Source organism: Desulfobacter postgatei 2ac9 (assembly GCF_000233695.2).
Taxonomy (GTDB): Bacteria; Desulfobacterota; Desulfobacteria; order Desulfobacterales; family Desulfobacteraceae; genus Desulfobacter; species Desulfobacter postgatei.
Window position 1 is genome coordinate 478,971 of record NZ_CM001488.1, and the last position, 16,768, is coordinate 495,738.

The 16,768-nt window shown below is 46.8% G+C and carries 16 protein-coding genes and 1 tRNA gene; 9 read left to right on the forward strand and 8 right to left on the reverse strand.

From position 1 onward, the window contains the following. Positions 1-89: 89 nt before the first annotated feature. From DESPODRAFT_RS02260 to DESPODRAFT_RS02270, 3 genes are read right to left on the reverse strand one after another with little or no spacing between them, the layout of a single operon-like run. Positions 90-1,088: an ABC transporter substrate-binding protein gene (locus tag DESPODRAFT_RS02260; RefSeq protein WP_004071068.1), complete on the reverse strand. Its 999-nt coding sequence runs from the start codon at positions 1,086-1,088 to the stop codon at positions 90-92. Next, complete coding sequence (locus DESPODRAFT_RS02265) at positions 1,085-1,852, reverse strand: ABC transporter permease (RefSeq protein ID WP_004071069.1); 768 nt, start codon at positions 1,850-1,852, stop codon at positions 1,085-1,087. Before DESPODRAFT_RS02265 ends, DESPODRAFT_RS02260 begins: the two co-directional genes overlap by 4 nt. Next, positions 1,842-2,537, reverse strand: coding sequence for an ATP-binding cassette domain-containing protein (locus DESPODRAFT_RS02270; protein ID WP_004071070.1), 696 nt, complete (start codon positions 2,535-2,537; stop codon positions 1,842-1,844). The genes DESPODRAFT_RS02265 and DESPODRAFT_RS02270 overlap by 11 nt, the downstream gene beginning before the upstream one ends. Positions 2,538-2,912: 375 nt before the next feature. On the opposite strand from DESPODRAFT_RS02270, the gene DESPODRAFT_RS02275 reads away from it, so the two are divergent. Continuing rightward, complete coding sequence (locus tag DESPODRAFT_RS02275) at positions 2,913-3,458, forward strand: YkgJ family cysteine cluster protein (RefSeq protein ID WP_004071071.1); 546 nt, start codon at positions 2,913-2,915, stop codon at positions 3,456-3,458. 20 nt (positions 3,459-3,478) lie between these two features. Here the strand turns inward: DESPODRAFT_RS02275 and DESPODRAFT_RS02280 are convergent, their stop codons facing one another. The 5 genes from DESPODRAFT_RS02280 to DESPODRAFT_RS02300 form a co-directional block, all read right to left on the reverse strand. Next, positions 3,479-4,540: a divergent polysaccharide deacetylase family protein gene (locus tag DESPODRAFT_RS02280; RefSeq protein WP_245531995.1), complete on the reverse strand. Its 1,062-nt coding sequence runs from the start codon at positions 4,538-4,540 to the stop codon at positions 3,479-3,481. Between the two features lie 166 nt (positions 4,541-4,706). Next, the gene (locus tag DESPODRAFT_RS02285) at positions 4,707-6,017 is read right to left on the reverse strand and encodes a S41 family peptidase (RefSeq protein ID WP_004071073.1); all 1,311 of its coding nucleotides are present in this window, start codon (positions 6,015-6,017) and stop codon (positions 4,707-4,709) included. Positions 6,018-6,020: 3 nt separating this feature from the next. After that, the gene (locus tag DESPODRAFT_RS02290; protein ID WP_004071074.1) at positions 6,021-7,268 is read right to left on the reverse strand and encodes a murein hydrolase activator EnvC family protein; all 1,248 of its coding nucleotides are present in this window, start codon (positions 7,266-7,268) and stop codon (positions 6,021-6,023) included. Beyond that, positions 7,235-8,119, reverse strand: a complete 885-nt coding sequence (gene ftsX, locus DESPODRAFT_RS02295) for a permease-like cell division protein FtsX (protein WP_004071075.1) — start codon at positions 8,117-8,119, stop codon at positions 7,235-7,237. Before ftsX ends, DESPODRAFT_RS02290 begins: the two co-directional genes overlap by 34 nt. 25 nt (positions 8,120-8,144) lie before the next feature. Beyond that, entirely contained in the window at positions 8,145-8,843 is a 699-nt protein-coding gene (locus DESPODRAFT_RS02300) for a cell division ATP-binding protein FtsE (RefSeq protein WP_004071076.1), read from the reverse strand. 243 nt (positions 8,844-9,086) lie between these two features. Between DESPODRAFT_RS02300 and DESPODRAFT_RS02305 the strand changes: the two genes are divergently transcribed. The 8 genes from DESPODRAFT_RS02305 to DESPODRAFT_RS02340 all read left to right on the forward strand — a co-directional run bounded on the left by DESPODRAFT_RS02305 (position 9,087) and on the right by DESPODRAFT_RS02340 (position 16,768). Next, positions 9,087-9,893: a TatD family hydrolase gene (locus DESPODRAFT_RS02305; RefSeq protein WP_004071077.1), complete on the forward strand. Its 807-nt coding sequence runs from the start codon at positions 9,087-9,089 to the stop codon at positions 9,891-9,893. A gap of 211 nt (positions 9,894-10,104) precedes the next feature. Then, positions 10,105-10,293 (forward strand): twin-arginine translocase TatA/TatE family subunit, encoded by a 189-nt coding sequence (gene tatA / locus DESPODRAFT_RS02310; RefSeq protein ID WP_004071078.1) that lies wholly within the window; start codon positions 10,105-10,107, stop codon positions 10,291-10,293. 395 nt (positions 10,294-10,688) lie between these two features. Next, positions 10,689-13,322 (forward strand): [protein-PII] uridylyltransferase, encoded by a 2,634-nt coding sequence (gene glnD / locus DESPODRAFT_RS02315; protein ID WP_004071079.1) that lies wholly within the window; start codon positions 10,689-10,691, stop codon positions 13,320-13,322. Beyond that, positions 13,309-13,647 carry a P-II family nitrogen regulator gene (locus DESPODRAFT_RS02320; RefSeq protein ID WP_004071080.1) on the forward strand — a complete coding sequence of 113 codons (339 nt, stop codon included), beginning with the start codon at positions 13,309-13,311 and terminating at the stop codon, positions 13,645-13,647. Before glnD ends, DESPODRAFT_RS02320 begins: the two co-directional genes overlap by 14 nt. An 89-nt stretch (positions 13,648-13,736) precedes the next feature. Continuing rightward, on the forward strand, positions 13,737-15,149 hold the full coding sequence (glnA, locus tag DESPODRAFT_RS02325) for a type I glutamate--ammonia ligase (RefSeq protein WP_004071081.1): 1,413 nt from the start codon (positions 13,737-13,739) through the stop codon (positions 15,147-15,149). A 233-nt stretch (positions 15,150-15,382) separates the two neighbouring features. Then, complete coding sequence (locus DESPODRAFT_RS02330; RefSeq protein ID WP_004071082.1) at positions 15,383-16,279, forward strand: lytic murein transglycosylase; 897 nt, start codon at positions 15,383-15,385, stop codon at positions 16,277-16,279. A 72-nt stretch (positions 16,280-16,351) separates the two neighbouring features. Continuing rightward, positions 16,352-16,567, forward strand: coding sequence for a PLDc N-terminal domain-containing protein (locus DESPODRAFT_RS02335; protein WP_004071083.1), 216 nt, complete (start codon positions 16,352-16,354; stop codon positions 16,565-16,567). Positions 16,568-16,693: 126 nt separating this feature from the next. Continuing rightward, positions 16,694-16,768 (forward strand) — tRNA-Glu (locus tag DESPODRAFT_RS02340).

Genomic DNA, 16,768 nt, shown 5'->3' on the forward strand with positions numbered 1-16,768 from the left:
AGAAATTCTGGAAATCTATGAATAAGTCATAGGACCGGACCTGCTCTTGGGCTTGAATACACAAAACAATCATCACACTCAAGCTTACGCTATTTTTGGGGCCCAACTAAGCGCCTTGTTACATCAACCGGGGCCACGATCTGTTTTTCCTTGACCATGATGCTTTCAGTCTGCTGCCATGCTCCGGCATCAATAATACCGATTTTTGTCCCTTTGTCCGGTTTGATCAACGGACGGGTGGCTTCAAGTTGTTTTTGGCGGATATCGTCTTTGGTGCCTTTATTCTTTTTTTTGATTTGGGCTAAAACCTCGGCTTCGTTGGCCGGATCCAGGGCAAATTCCCAGGCCGACAGCAGCGCCGCCATAAAAGCATTTACCGTGTCCGGATGTTTTTCCATCATGGTGCCTGACGTCACGACCGAGTTGGCCACAAAGGATACGCCATAGTCCGCAGGGTTCAGGAATTTTACCTGCTCGCCTTCTGCGGCCAGCCTCTCTTTTAAGATAACCCCCTGGGAGTTGCGATATACCGGCCACACCTCAACTTCTTTTTTCAGAAACGGGGTAAAGTCAAACCTGACGCTGGAGATGCGGATATCTTTTAATGTAAGCTCTGCTTTGGCTAAAAGGGTGGTCATGATGGTTTCATCATTCCCCCCGAAGGTGACCCCGATATGTCGGCCCCTTAAATCTGAAAGGCCTTTGATTTCAAGCAGGTCCGACCGGTAGATCCACTGCATGGGGTTGACCTGGAACAGCTGGGCCAACACCACCACGTCGGCGCCTTTTTCAAGGGCCCGGATGACCTGGTCGGCAGATGCCACGCCAAAGTTTGCATATCCCAGCTCAAGTTCCTTGATGGCATTTTTTCCGGTCCCGCCTTCATTTACGGAAACATCCAGCCCTGCTTTTTCAAAAAAGCCGCCGGTATCCGCAATGATGTCACCGGCCACAGAGGTGTTGAACAGCCATTTTAGACGGTAATTAAGCGTATCGCCGGCAAAGGCAGGTGTGAGAGCAAAAAACATCATGCAAAGGACAATAAGTCCTGTCCCGTTTATGGTGTTGGTTTTAAACTTTTTATTCATAACAGATATTCTCCCTTTGGCGCGAACCATTTGGTTTTCATTTGTTCGCCCACGGTTTCCAGAATGCCCTGGTAAACCGAGATAATAATGCCGATGGAAAACAGGGCCACAAGAATGCAGGCAAGATCGCTCTGGTACAGGGCAATGCGTATACTGTAACCGATGCCTTGATCTGCTGCAATAAATTCCGCCACAATGGTGCCGGCCATGGCCAGTGTGGCGGATCCTGAAATCACCGTGGTCAGCTTGTTTAAATTTTCAAAGGCCCTGATCTTGACTTCCAGCTGCCAGCGCATCCGGCCGGTGGCAATGTAAAAATGTTCAATATCTTTTATGGGCGATGCCATGATTCCTAAAACCGACAGCAGCAAAGGGAAATAACAGATCATGGAGGCAATGAGCAGGCGGGATAAAAATCCGTCCCCCAGGAGAATGAAAATAATCGGAGCCAGGGCCACAATGGGATAGGCCTGTATGTTATAGGCCATGACTTTGATAAATGAGCCTGCCCAGGATGATTTGCGGCCGATGATTCCCACCAAAAAGGCCATGAAAATCGAGATCATCTGCCCCAGCACAGTTACGGAAAGGGTATTGAGTACGTCAAAGAAATAGCCGCCGAGCATACGGTGTGCGGTATCAAAGATCACCGCTAAACCGGGGATAACATAATTGGAGAGACCCGCAGCATATTTGACGGTTAAAAGGCCGACAACGCCTATGCAATAGACAATCAGAAACTGGTAGATTCGTCTAAACAGCATTCATAATTTCCAGCATGGACCGGTCAATGGCCTGGGGATCTGAGGTATATCCTGTTTTATAATTTTGACCCTGCACCACGACGGCGCCTTTATTTTTACCCGGATGGCTTAACACCAGGATCTCTTTGCAGAATCGGGCCACTTCCATGAGATTGTGGGAAATATAAAGAAACAGCTTGGCTGGAAACATCTCTTTTATGGATAAGATAATGGTCTCCCGTAAGGCCTCATCCACATTGGCAAGACTTTCGTCTAAAATCAACAGGTCAAAGTCCTGGATAAGGTAGCGGATAAGGTTCATCCGGTTCTGCTGACCCATGGACAACTGGGAAAATCGTGATCCCAAAAGAGATTCAAGCTTGAAAATTTTGACAAGTTCCTTTTTAAGATCTGAATTTTTGGGGGGACACACCTTTTCCAGATGGGTGCCGGTGCTGGACCAGCCGGGCAGACGCTCCTGATTGTAAGAATATAAAATGGTGGTAATGCCTTCATAAATCAAGGCATTGCCACCGGGGCCGCTGCTGCCCCCGGCAAGGATTCTTGCAAAGGAGGTTTTACCGACACCTGATGGCCCGAAAACAGCATTAAATCCCGGAGATGCCATGGAAAAATTAAGATTTTCCAGGACCGGTTTATCCGCCGCCGGGTAGGTAAAAGTCATGCCTCTGCATTCAAAATGCATATTCTTCTCCATTTTATGGAGGGTCAAACCTTGATGATTGCCTTTTTACCTTGATTACGCTGATAAGCATCGTCGAATTTTATTCTTTAAGTTCTGTGCGTATTGTCAGATTATCAATATCTGAAATCCAAGTCAATTTGTAATACAAGAACCCAGCAATTCTAAATTTACTCTCGCACAAAGTCTCAAAGGCACAAAGGGTCAGAAAACCAAATAAAAGCTTTGTGTCTTGGTGCGAGTTTTTCAACTAAAAGATTCATATTTAGAATTGCTGACAAGAATCAAGGTTTGACCCCTTGCTTTCACGGTCATTTGCATTTCATGGCAAGTAAGATATAAGAGGTGCTGAAAATAAACGAAGGGAGGGAAGGCTCAATGACTGAGGATCTGCTTGACAATCTATTGAAAAATTACATGGATCTGATCTCACGGGTGGATGAGCATATCCAAAGGCTTGCCCGGGTCCATAAAGACCGGCTTGCCTGCAAAAAGGGGTGTGATGCGTGCTGCAGGCACTTGTCTTTGTTTCCGGTTGAGGCCCTTGTCCTGTCACGGGCCTTCAGTCGCCTGGAGGCCCCATGCCGGGAAAGGATTATTCGGCAGGCACAGCAGACCGATCGCACATGCCCCCTGCTTGTGGACCATGTATGTATGGTCTATGAGGCCCGCCCTATTATCTGCAGAACCCACGGATATCCCCTGTACATGGAAAAAGAGGGCAGGGCCATGGTGGATTTTTGCCCTAAAAATTTCAAGGGCGTAAAAAAACTGGATCGTTCTGATATGCTGGATCTTGACCGGATGAATACCCTTTTAACTGCTGTAAACAACCATTTTACCGCCTGCTTTGAAGGCCCCCTGCCCGGGCGGATACCTGTGGACCAGGCTCTGGAATTATATCAGGATCTTGAAATATCCTGAACCCTGCAAAAATTGCAGGGTTAACCCGAAGGGACCTCCACAAGCCTGCTGACCGGGACCAGCCGGACCTTGCCTCTTGTTTTGGGAAGCTCTCGTTTCAGCGCATCCAGGGTGGCCTGGTGGGGGTGGCCGATACCAATGGCACTGCCATTTTCCTTGGCCTCTTTGATAAGTTTTTTGATTTGCCCTGAAATGTACTCAACATTCTGGAAGTTATCCAGGAACACATCCCTGTGGGAAAATTTGAGTTGAAACATACGGGCGCACTGCTCTGCTTTGGATTCAGCAGATGTCCTGGAATCAATAAAAAAGAGATTGTTTTGTTTCAGTACCGTGAAAATTTGATTCATTTTGTTTGAATCGGCCGTAAGCCTGGAGCCCATGTGGTTATTTACCCCTACGGTGCCGGGAATCGCATGGATATCCTTGTGAAGCTGGCTTAACAGTTCGTCCGGGGACATCTCAGACAACAACGCCCCTGGCCCGGGGTTGACTTTGGGGTACTGGGTCGGTTCCATGGGAAGATGCAGCATCAGTTCCGCCCCTTTTGCCGACAGGCTGTGAGCAAGTTGGGTTCCGGCAGGAGAAAAGGGCAGAATGGCGAAGGTGATATTCTTATCTATGTTGAGCAGGTCCATGGTCAGCTCTTTGTCATATCCGATATCATCAATGATAATAGCAATTTGAGGAACAAAATCATTCCTTTTCGGCGGCACAACCTTTTTGGGGGGTGTCGGCGTTACATCATCATACACTTCATAAACAATGGCCGAACCTTTTTTATGTACCTGTGTTTTGGTAATAGTGCTTTTATCCGGGGGATGCTGTTTTTCCTTAAGGCCCTCTGCTTTGGTTATGAGTTTGGGTTCAATGGCCGACCGGTCCTTTTTTGGGGTAGGCAGGGAATTGTCCTCTGGTGGCGTCGGGGCCGGGGCCTGAGGCGGTGCCACAGGCGCCTTTTTTTTGTCCGTCTGGGTTTCCGGTGCCACAGGGCGACCGGCTTTTAGAAAAATATCAACCAGCATGGCCGTGGTCAGGCAGACCGCCAAAAGGATGGCAATACCTAAAACCGTTTTTTTCACTTCATGGAAAGTTCCGGGGTTTTTTTTCTTATCAGGTTGCTTTGTTCCGGTCTTTCTGGTTGCCCTCGGTTTTTTCTTCGGTTTAGGACTCGGTTTTTGGGCGGCTTTTTTTAGGGCAGGAACCTTAGTCGTTTTGCTCTGGTTTTTTTTTGTACCGCCCGTGGATTTAGTTGGTGACATTTATTTTACTGAACACACCATAGCTGATGAGAATATCAAGGGCACGTTTTATCTGGACATCTTTGCTCAGCTTTTCGATTTCAGCATCTTTTTGGGATTTTTTCTTGTTTTTGGTCTCGTCTTCTTCGGGTTTAAGACTGTTTTTTAAATCTTTTTCCTTGAGCATCAGCTCAAAGTCAGAATTATCTTTCGGGACTTCTTCAACCGTTCCCGGCTCCACAGGGATGTCAGGCTCAATGCCCTTGGCTTGGATGGAATGCCCGCTGGGGGTGTAGTACCGGGCAATGGTATATTTAAGCCCGAATCCTTCATCTAGTGGCTGCACGGTTTGCACCGACCCTTTGCCAAAGGATGTTGTGCCTAAAATAAGGGACCGGGAGTTGTCTTTAAGGGCGCCTGCCACAATTTCTGACGCTGACGCAGACCCAGCGTTGATCAGGGTCACAATGGGGTAGTTACGTTCCGGAAAATTGGGATTGGCCTTGAACACCTGGTTGTTTTTTTCAATGCGTCCCTTAATGGACACGATAGTCCCCTCGTTTATAAACAGATCAGAAATTCGAATGGCCTGGTCCAGCAGCCCTCCCGGATTATCCCGAAGGTCAATGATCAGACCTTTAAGGCCGTTTCCCTGTTTTTCCAAGTTTGACAATTGTTCTATCACATCATCCAGGGTGTTCATTCTGAAATTGGTGATTCTTAAATATCCGAACCCCGGTGCCGGCATGGCCGAGCGCACACTGGTCATGGGGATCAGATCACGCTTGACCGTAAAGACCAGCGGGGCTGACGCCCCCTCCCGGATGATGGTGATTTTAACTTCCTCATACCGTGGTCCTCTCATTTTTTTGACCGCTTCCCACATGGCCATGTCCTTGGTGGATGCATCATCAATTTTGACGATGATGTCCCCGGCGGTGATACCCGCCTCGTAGGCAGGGGTGCCTTCAATGGGGGAGACTACGGTGAGAATGCCGTCCTTCATGGTAATAACAATCCCGATACCGGAAAACTCCCCTTTGGTATCATCCTGAAGTTCATCAAAGGCATCCGGGGGCATGAAGCTGGAATGGGGATCAAGATTGCCCACCATACCCTTTATGGCATTGTGTACGAGCTCTTCGGGTTTGACCTCATCCACATAATTATTTTTAAGTTCTTCCAGGACGTCCGCAAACAGTTTCAGGGATTGATAGGTTTTTTCGTCCGCCGCATGCACTGAACCTGCAGTCAGCATAAGGATCACAGCCGCAGTCAGCCAGAACCCCATCAACCCGGCCCAACTCATTTTTTTCATCTGTCATGCTCCTTTTTTCAGCCATTTGAGGGGATCGACGGGTTTGCCGTGGTGACGGACCTCAAAGTGAAGGCACGGCCCTTTCATAGAGCCGGTATCTCCTGCCGTGCCGATGATTTCTCCAGTGTCCACCCGTTCGCCCTTTTTCTTGTACAACTCTTCCACATGGGCGTAAAGGGTATCATAATTGTTTCCATGGTTGATGATCATCAGGTTGCCGTACCCCTTAAGCCACTGGGCAAAGATGACCTCTCCGTTGAAAACGTTTTTTACGGGTGCACCCCGTTCCGCCTTTATATCAATTCCGCTTTGAAATGTGAAGGCGTTGTAATCGCCTTTGCGTTTGGTGCCGAAATTTGAAATGATTTCACCCTTTACCGGAGTCAGCAGTTGGCCTTTCTGTCGGTCAAAGGAGTTTTTTACACCGGAGGCACCGGCCGGGGGCGTGATGGCGGATATGGTCTGCTCCAGAGCCCGGGCCGATGCGTCAAGGGAATCCATGGCTGCCAGGGATAGGCTCTTTCGCCGTCTTATCTCTTTAAGGGTTTTTTCCTTTTTAAGGGTTTCTTTTTTGCGCAGTTCAATTTTATTGTCCAATTGTTCCTGCAGGTCTGATTTCAGCTTCTGTTGAACATTCAGATTCTGTTCAAGTTCGCTAAGTTCCTTCATGTTCCGGGCCTGTTTATCCAGTAGGGTAAAATCCGATGTCACCACTTTTTTAAGCGCGTTCTGGGTGGTGACAAAATGAAACAAAGACGACGGGGGACCCGCCATTTCAAGGCGGCCCATCATGTGCATGCGGAAAAGGGCATTCAGGCGTTTTCCTGCATAGTCCCGTGTGGCCTCCATTGATTTGTTCAGCTCTGCAATGTGTGCCTGTGTCCTTTCAATTTCCTGGGCAATGGCAAGGGCATCAAGCCTGAGCTCCCGGGCGGTTAGCCGTGCGCGGCTCAGGGCCATCTCAATTTCGTTAAGTTCGTCAAGAATCTGCATCTCCTGCTGAGAGAATTCCTTGACTTTCCGCTTCTCTTGCCGAATCCGCCTTGCAATGACCGCCTGTCCGGCTTGATCTGCCCCGGCGGTCTTTGAGGGGGCAGGTGTTTTCTTTATGAGCGTGGCCGCATTGATTTTTCCCTTATACAGGACTTGTGCGTAACATGGATTTGCCAGGCTAAAAACGACGGCAATAGCCATAATTCCGGCAAAAAAGAAAGGCCCTATTTTAAAATTTGTTTCAGGGAGATGAAACATCCGAACCAACCTAAAAATGTACTGGAAAATAAAACTATTGCCACAGCCTGCCAGGAAAGAAAATGAATATCCAGATAAACATAGGCGCTCAGGTTCTGGGAAATGCCGGAAGCCAGTGTCAGGTAGCCTGATAGAAGAATGAGTATACCCAACACCCCGCCTAAAAATCCCTGGAGGAGCCCTTCAACATAAAAAGGTGTTTTGATGAACCCGTCAGTGGCGCCCACCAGACGCATGATTTCTATTTCAGTCTGTCTTGCATAAAAGGCCAGACGCACGGTATTGGCCGTAATGAACAGGGCAATCATTAAAAACAGACCGCTCATCGCATACCCGGTCATTTTGAAAAGATTGAACAGCTTGAAGAAGCGGCCCAGCCATCCCTGTCCATACTCTACGGTATCCACCATCTCTAACGCCTTAATCCGGTCGGCTCTCTTTTGAATCCGGTCAAAGTTTGAATGGTCGGTCATGGTGATTTCAAGGGCGTCGGGGAGGGGGTTCTCCTGAAGGGTGGACAGAAAACTGGTTTTGGCGCCCATCTCTTTTTTCAGCCGTTCCAGGGCTTGGGTTTTGGGTATAAATACTATTTTTTCGATGCCGCCTATGGATACAAGCTGCTCTTTTACATTGGGCAGCATGGCAGGCGTGAACGCATCACTTAAGTAAACCATGGCCCGTCCGCCTTGATTCCAGGCAGAAAGAACCCGTCCGGTGTTTTCAAAAAAAAGCATGAAAACCGATACCAGAAGGATGGAAAGGGCGATGGTCATGATGGTCATGATGGTGATGATGTTTAAAAACCGGTTGGACCGGATATCCGTCAAGGCTTTACTTAGAAATCGCATCATATCGCAATTAATCTTTTTCAGTTTTTCAGCATAAAATGGTTGATATCCCTTTAAGCTTCCCGTCTTCCAGGGCGATATTTCGTCCTTTACTAAAGCAGTCCATCTGCTTTATATTATGGCTGGCCATGAGAATGGTGGCTCCCTTTTGATGATACCCTAAAAGTAAATCAAGCACACGCTGGGCAGATTCACTGTCCAGACTGCCCGTAGGTTCATCCGCAAGGATAATGGAAGGTCCTCCCACCACCGCCCTTGCCACGGCCACCCGCTGCTGTTCTCCGCCCGATAGCGTCGGCGGCAGGTGATTGGCCTTTTTCTCCATGCCCGTGACCCTGAGTACATGCATCACCTTTTTTTTTATGTAGGACGGTTTTTCTCCGGCAATCTTGAGCACCAGGGCGACATTTTCAAAAACCGTGCGGCTGGGGATCAGCTTAAAGTCCTGAAACACCATGCCGAAACGCCGGCGTAAAAAAGGCAGTTTTGCCGATGAAATCCGTGCCAGGTTCATGCCGTCAATCAGAATTTGTCCTTCGGATACCCGTTCGGCCAGGTATAAAACTCTGAGCAGGGTGGATTTGCCCGCCCCGGAAGGTCCGGAAATAAAAATAAACTCGCCGGGCTCAATATCAAAGGTGATGTTATTTAGAGCTAACTTGCCGCCATAACGCTTGGTTACGTTAAACAGCCTGATAATATTAGCTTTGCCGCTGCTGGCGCTCATATAACATTTGCCTTGTACTCTTTTAGGGATAATTGACTGAGATTGAATTTACTGATATAAACCGCCTGTGTCAAGGAGTGCTGCAAACAGTTTTTCTTACACAAAGCCTTCACTGAACCCGTAAATCGGCTTCTTCCAAATCAGTGAAGGCTTTAAACTTTGACGCCTTGGTTGTTTTGCTGCAAACTTACATTTGCTTTGCTTTTCAGGAAGAGGAAAGGAAAAAACCATAGGAATATATAGATGATTCTTTTTGATTCCCATTGCCATATTGACGATAAATGCTACGATAATGATTTGACCCAGGTCATGGACAGATCCCGCCAAAACGGGGTGAAGGCTGTGCTGGTAGTCGGGATTGACAGGGCCACCTCCAAAAAGGCCATAGATATCGCATCCAGGTTCGATCATGTTTATACCTCTGTGGGGGTTCATCCCCATGATGCGGTTCAATGTTCCGCCCAGGTACTCAATGAACTTCGACAATTTGCCCTGACCCATGACTGTGTCAAGGCCTGGGGGGAAACCGGGCTGGATTTCAACCGCATGTTTTCACCCCAGGAAGACCAGGAGGCCTGTTTTTCTGCTCAGCTTGCCCTGGCCGGGAAGCTCGACCTGCCGCTGATTTTCCATGAACGGGATTCCAAGGGGCGGTTTTATGAGATATTGAAATCAGACGGGCCCAAGTCAAGAAAAGGGGTGGTTCACTGTTTTTCCGGTACAAAAGAAGAGATGTTTAAATACCTTGACCTTGGGTATTATATCGGCATTACAGGTATTCTCACCATTCTTCAGCGTGGTGAGTACCTGCGCAGCATTGTCCCTTTGATTCCTCGGGATCGGTTGCTTATAGAGACTGATGCCCCTTATCTGACGCCCACACCCCAGAAAAACAAACACCGGCGCAACGAACCTGCTTTTGTCCGGTCTGTGATGGAATGCCTTGCCCAAGTGCGCGGAGAAGACCCGGATCAGTTGGCCTCTGCCGTGTTTAAAAATACCCTGGATCTTTATAATATTCCGGTGGATCCGGCCTGGCCGGATAAATAGAGCCTGTTCACAATTTTGTACTTTTCAGGAAAAAGCAAAATGCGTGAACAAGGTCTGCGTATAATAAAATGCAAACAGTTTGTCACAAAATTGAAATATCATGATCTGTTCACATAAATCCTTAATGATTGACTTTGTGCAGGTTAAATGCTAATGACCTGATTTGGTGAATTTTATGCTAATGCCATGAACAAAACGAGGAGCTTGAATCATGATTGGTGGTATAGGAATGCCGGAGTTGATAATCATTCTGGTAATTATCCTTATTATATTCGGTGCGGGTAAGTTGCCTGAAATCGGTGCCGGTTTAGGAAAAGGTATTAAAAATTTCAAAAAAGCAACAAAAGAGCCCATTGATGACGACAAGGAAAAGGAGCCTGAAAAAATAGATAAAAATTAGTGGTGATTGTTATTCGCTTCTTTCAGCATTCCACAGCCAAGCACGCCATGTGCCTGGCGGCTTATTCATGCCTTTTCAAAGATTCGACATATCATATACTCGCCTGTTGGTTTTTAAGATCTTATTTGGCGGTAGTTACAAAAAAGTAATATACCGCCTTTTAAAATAGACATTACTGTAACAAAGTTCGTCGTTTTCGTTTGTTTTCGGGGCTTAACTGCGTGTGCGTGTTGTAACTTGTTGAAAATAAAAGATTGGCACATCCATTGCAGTCTATTGCAATGAGTTGCAAGCAGTAATGAGAAGCATTTTATGGTATTGGTCGGGCGTATGAGATGGTTTGCCGAAAAGACGGACATATATTAAAAGGTCAAAATTAAAGATATTGAACAGACATGGACAGTCCTGAAACCAAATTATTAATTGAACAGAAACAAGAGCTGATAGATCAGTACCTCCAGGGTCAAGAACCCAACTTTCTGGAAAAGATGACCACGCGTCTTGATGAATACTTTTATCGGGTGTTTGAAAAAAGTATTGCCGCCAGGAAAATGGTTATTTCGGGCAATCCTTTTGCCATTATTGCCTTGGGTGGATATGGAAGGAAAGAACAGTGTATTCACTCAGATATTGACCTGCTCATTCTTTTTGATAAAGTCATTCCGCCGGAGGTGGAAGCCTTTGTTCAAGAGCTTTTATATCCCTTATGGGACGCCAGGTTTGAAGTCGGGTATGCAGTTCGGAACATCAATGAATGTATTAAAATGTCCTTTGAGCGTTTTGATATCCTGACCACAGTTCTTGATGCCAGGTTTATCTGTGGCGCTTCCCTGATCTATTCCGCATTCATGGAAAATTTCAGGCAGCAGTTATCCGCAAAGCACTTGAAGCCCACGCTCAATTATTTGTACGAAAACGGAGAAAAGCGTCTGGAGGATTTTGGGGACTCTTCCTATCTGGTTTCTCCGGATTTAAAATCAGGATTTGGCGGTCTTCGGGATTACCACACACTGCTGTGGTATGCCAAAATAAAATCCAATATCAAAATACGTCGGGATCTTGAGTATTACGGGTTTCTTTCCCATTTTGAATACGAGAGCCTGGAAGAAGCGTTAACCTATATCTGGGATGTGCGTAATCGCCTGCATCATATCAGTCATCGCAAAAACGATACCCTGCATTTTGAGAACCAGGCAGAAGTGGCCGGTTTGATGGATTATACGGATATGTCCGGCTTACCCCAGGTGGAGGTTTTCCTGGGTGAGCTGCATGAGAAAATGGATTTTTTAAAGCAGATTTACCGGATCACATTTGAAGATATCGTATCCACCTGCCGAGTTAAAAAGGAAGCTGTCGGCCCACGCCCCACCAAGACTGAGGGGCTGGTTGTAAAAAAACGTCGGCTTTGCTTTGCCAATACCGTTACAATTATCCAGCACCCTGATTTACTGCTCCGCATTTTTCTTGAAAGTGGTCAGACCCGGATTCCCCTCTCCATTGAGGCCAGGCGGGTTGCATCGGAATTCCGTCACCTTGTGGATCATGATGTTCGCACGGATCCCGAATGTGTCAAAATTTTCAAGCGGATTCTGGGGATGTCCCTGTGGAAATTCAATGTGCTTAATGTCATGCTTTCCACCGGCATCCTGGCGCAGTTTATTCCCGAATTCTCGCCGCTCGTACACAAAATTCAGTACAACCAGTACCATTTGTTTCCTGTCGATAAGCACTCCATCCGCTGCGTACAGATCCTTAACAACTTTAAGGATCCCGGCGACACGATGATGGGAACCCTTTATAACTCGGTGTTCAAGGAGATAAGAAATAAAAATGTATTGCTTGTAGCAGGCCTTCTCCATGACATCGGGAAAGCCGACCCTGCCAAGGAGCACTCTCGCAGGGGCGCCGAAATAGCCGGACCTGTTGTTGACCGTCTCGGATTCAGCCCTTCGGAAAAAGAAGACATTCTTTTCCTTATTAGAAACCATCTGTTTTTGGCAAAAACCGCCACCCGCCGGGATATTTTTGACGAGGAAACGGCCGTTTACACAGCCCATAAGATCGGAAAACTCCGGTTGTTACGCATGCTTTTTCTACTCACTGTGGCAGATTCCAAGGCCACCGGACCCAAGGCCTGGAACGACTGGACGGAAAATCTGCTTAAGGACCTGTTTTTTAAAACCATGAGTATCATCAAAACAGGGGAGTTGGTGTCCAAGAAAACCCAACGTCTTATTGAAAAAAAGAAAAAAGAGGTCCTGGCCCTGTTGCGGGAAAGCTGGCGGGAAGAAGAGGTTGCCAGTCAGTTATCCAACATGTCCCGGCGCTACCTGCTTTATGTGCCGCCACAAAATATTGTGGATCATATCAATCTATTCAGAAACCTCGGTGACCGGGAGTATATCTGGCAGATCACAAAGGAAAATGAGTCAGATATGAGAACCGTCTCCATTTGCGGCAGGGACAAGCCCGGGTTTTACTCCAAGGTTTCCGGGGTTTTTTTTCAGAATAACATCGATATTGTCGGCTCCCAGGCCTATTCTCTGGGTGACAGTCATTTTCTGGATATCTTTAATGTGCGTCCTCCCCAGGACCGTCTCTTTGAAAAGGAAAAATGGGAAAAGGCCGGGCAGGATTTAAGCATGGCCCTTGAAGACGATCACTATCTGGACAATGTACTTGAGAAAATCCCCACTGTAGTGACCATATCCAGCGGTAGCCGGCCTGAGCCCAGTCAGGTTCGCATAGACAATGAGACATCCAGCTTTTTTACAATTATTGAAGTTTTAACCTATGATTTCCCCGGACTTTTGTTTGCCGTGACCAATACTTTGTACCGGTCCGGCATCAACGTTAATGTCGCCATGGTGGCCACGAAGGTGGATCAGGTGATTGACGTTTTTTACGTCCGAAATATTGAAGGGGATCAAAAAATAGAATCCGAAGAGAAATTAGACCAAATCAAAACAGCTATTATTAACCGTCTTCCACAGATACAGTCAAAGGAGGTCATAAATGAAAAAAATTGAGGCAATTATTAAACCCTTTAAGCTGGATGATGTTAAAGAGGCTTTGAGCGAGATAGGCATCTACGGCATGACCGTTACGGAAGTTAATGGATACGGCCGGCAAAAAGGGCACAAGGAAATCTACCGTGGCGCGGAATATGTTGTTGATTTCGTTCCGAAAATAAAACTTGAAATTGTTGTGACCGACGACCGACTTGACGAAACCGTGGAAACTATCCGGTCTGCGACCAATAGCGGTAAAATCGGTGACGGTAAGATTTTTGTGATGCCGGTTGAAGGGGCCATTCGAGTCAGAACCGGTGAACGCGGAGATGATGCAATTTAATGGTTAAGGTACTTTTGCGCCCCATTATTTCAAACCCAAAAACAGGGGTACCCCCCATAATAACTTTATATAGATAGAAAGGTAAAAAAATGACACCAAAAGATGTATTGGCAATGGCTAAAGAAAACGATGTTAAAGTCGTTGATATCCGCTACATGGACTTCATCGGCACCTGGCAACACTTTAGTGTGCCTGTGTCAGAACTGACAGAAGCTTCCTTTGAAGATGGATTTGGTTTTGACGGTTCTTCTATGAGAGCATGGCAGAACATTGATAACTCCGATATGAACGTAATCCCTGAAGCAGGTACGGCAAAAATTGATCCGTTTTTTGAAGTTCCGACCCTGGTTGTTATCGGCAATATTCATGATCCTATCACCGGTGAAGCCTACTCCAGAGATCCCCGCGGTATTGCCAAAAGAACGGAAAGCTACATCAAGAGCACCGGCATCGGCGACACCATCTTTGTAGGCCCTGAGCCCGAGTTCTTTATCTTCTCCAACATCCGTTACTCTTCTGAGCCCCATGCTTCCTTTTTTGAAATTGATTCCCGGGAAGCATACTGGAACACCGGTGACGGTTCCGAGCCTAACCTTGGCTACAAAATCAGACCCAAGCACGGCTACTTCCCCCTGCCGCCCATGGACACCTATCAGGACATTAGAACTGAAATGATGCTGACCCTGCAGGATCTGGGCATTGACATGGAATGCCAGCATCACGAAGTTGCTACCGCCGGACAGTCTGAGATTGACCTTCGGTTTGACTCCCTGCTGAATATGGGTGACAAGCTTGCCTGGTTCAAATATGTACTGAAAAATGTGGCTGCAAAACACGGACATTGCGTGACCTTTATGCCCAAACCCCTTTTCGGTGACAACGGTACCGGCATGCATACCCACATGAGTTTCTGGAAAGGTGGAGAGCCCACCTTTGCAGGCAACAAATATGCCGGCCTGTCCGATAATGCCCTGTGGTCCATCGGCGGCATCATGAAGCATTGCAAAGCCCTGTGTGCTATCACCAACCCCACAACCAATTCCTACAAACGTCTGGTCCCCGGTTTTGAAGCACCCATCAAAATGGCTTACTCCAGCCGGAACCGTTCCGCCGCTATTCGTCTGCCCATGTACTCCGGATCACCCAAGGCAAAACGTCTTGAGTTCCGTACTCCCGATCCCAGCGCCAACGGTTACATGGCCTTTTCTGCCATTGCCATGGCCATGATTGACGGCATCCAGAACAAAATTGATCCCGGAGATCCCATGGATAAAAACATCTATGATCTGCCGCCTGAAGAACTGGCTACTATTCCGTCCGCACCGGGTTGCCTTGAAGAAGCCCTGGAATCCCTTAAAGCAGATCATGAATTCCTGCTCAAGGGCGATGTTTTCACCAAGGACGTTATTGACCACTGGGTTGACTATAAAATGGAAAACGAAGTTAAACCGGTTATCAGCCGTCCGCATCCCCATGAATTCTATCTGTATTTTGATATTTAAAAAAACAGCCTTTTGTTGGGGGGTAGCCTGACAAACGGGTTCGGGAAGCCTTGGTTGTTTCCCGAGCCCGTTTTTTTGCTATATTTCTCCGTCTGTGAAGCATCTTGAAATCGGCACTTTTTTGATGCAATCAAAAACAAAATGCGTTATATAAACGTTAGCAAAACAGGACCTGGAACAGGAAAAAATATCCTGCCTCAAACTATCATAGCACAGGAGCAGATACCGCAAATATGAAAAATTCCGACCCATCCCCCAAACTCATCCTGAAAGTTATTGTGGCGCTGATCATCTGTTTTTCTGTTAATTTTTGTTATGCCCGGCAGGCTGATGTAGCGGACAGTGCCGGTGATGCCAATGAATTTGAATTTCTTACCCAGCGGCTTGTCCAGGATGGGTTTGATCAGGAAAAGACCAAAGCCTTGTTCGGTAATAAAACGGTTTGCTTTGATCCAGGGGGTGTCTCTTTATTTTTTATCCATTCGGAATCCAGTCTCAACTATGATCAGTTTTCTTCTCCGAAATCTATAGCCGATGCCCAAATGTATATGGAGACTCATAAAGAGATTCTTAATAAAGCCCAGGAAGAATTTACAGTAGACAAAACCATCATTACAGCCATCCTTTTGGTGGAAACACGCTTGGGTACATACCTTGGCAATCGTGCAGTGCTAAACACCCTGGCCACTATGGCAGCGCTTGCGGATAAGGCGCTTGCCGAGAGGGTCTGGCGGGCTATATCAAATAATAAAAGACCCGAGCGATCCACTTTTAATAAAAAGGTGGATCAGAAAAGCAGATGGGGATATGAGGAGCTTAAGGCTCTGATCAGCTATGCCAATCGTGAAGGAATCGACCCTGTTGCCATTAAAGGGTCTTACGCCGGAGCCATGGGTATTCCTCAATTTATGCCCTCCAACGCGCTCTCGCTGGCAAAGGACGGTAATACCGACGGGCGGGTGGATTTGTTTGACCATGAGGACGCCATTTTTTCCGTAGCCAACTATTTAAAACACCATGGCTGGAAATCAGGTCTCACTCGTCAGCGCCAGCACCAAGTCCTGTTCCAGTATAATCATTCCAACTATTATGTAGATGCACTGCTTAAGATTTCAGATAAGTTGAAATAACGGCAAATGCTTGACCTGCAACAAAACGTGAGACCAATATCAATTGGTTTATAAATATCGGGGGAAAATTAAATGACACCCAATGAACTTCTTTTGTACATTCTTCTCATTGTCGGCCTCTCCTTTGTATTGACTATGCTTGCTTTGATCGACCTGCTAAAAAAAGATTTCCCCACGTCAAAAGAAAAATTTGTTTGGCACCTTGTGGCCATTGTTCCGGTCATCGGCTGGCTTTTCTATTTTGCCCTGGGCGCTAAAAAGGGTACCCGTAAAAAGTTTGATTCATAGTAAATAGCATAGAAAAACGTGTTTAGCATGGATGTCCTATCGGCCTAAGTAAGATGCTTTAATTTTAATTTTGATTGACTTTTAAATCCAATCATAATAAGTATTCACCGCATATAATGATTATGTGGTCCCATCGTCTAGCGGTTAGGACGCTGGCCTCTCACGCCGGAAACCCGGGTTCGATTCCCGGTGGGATCACCA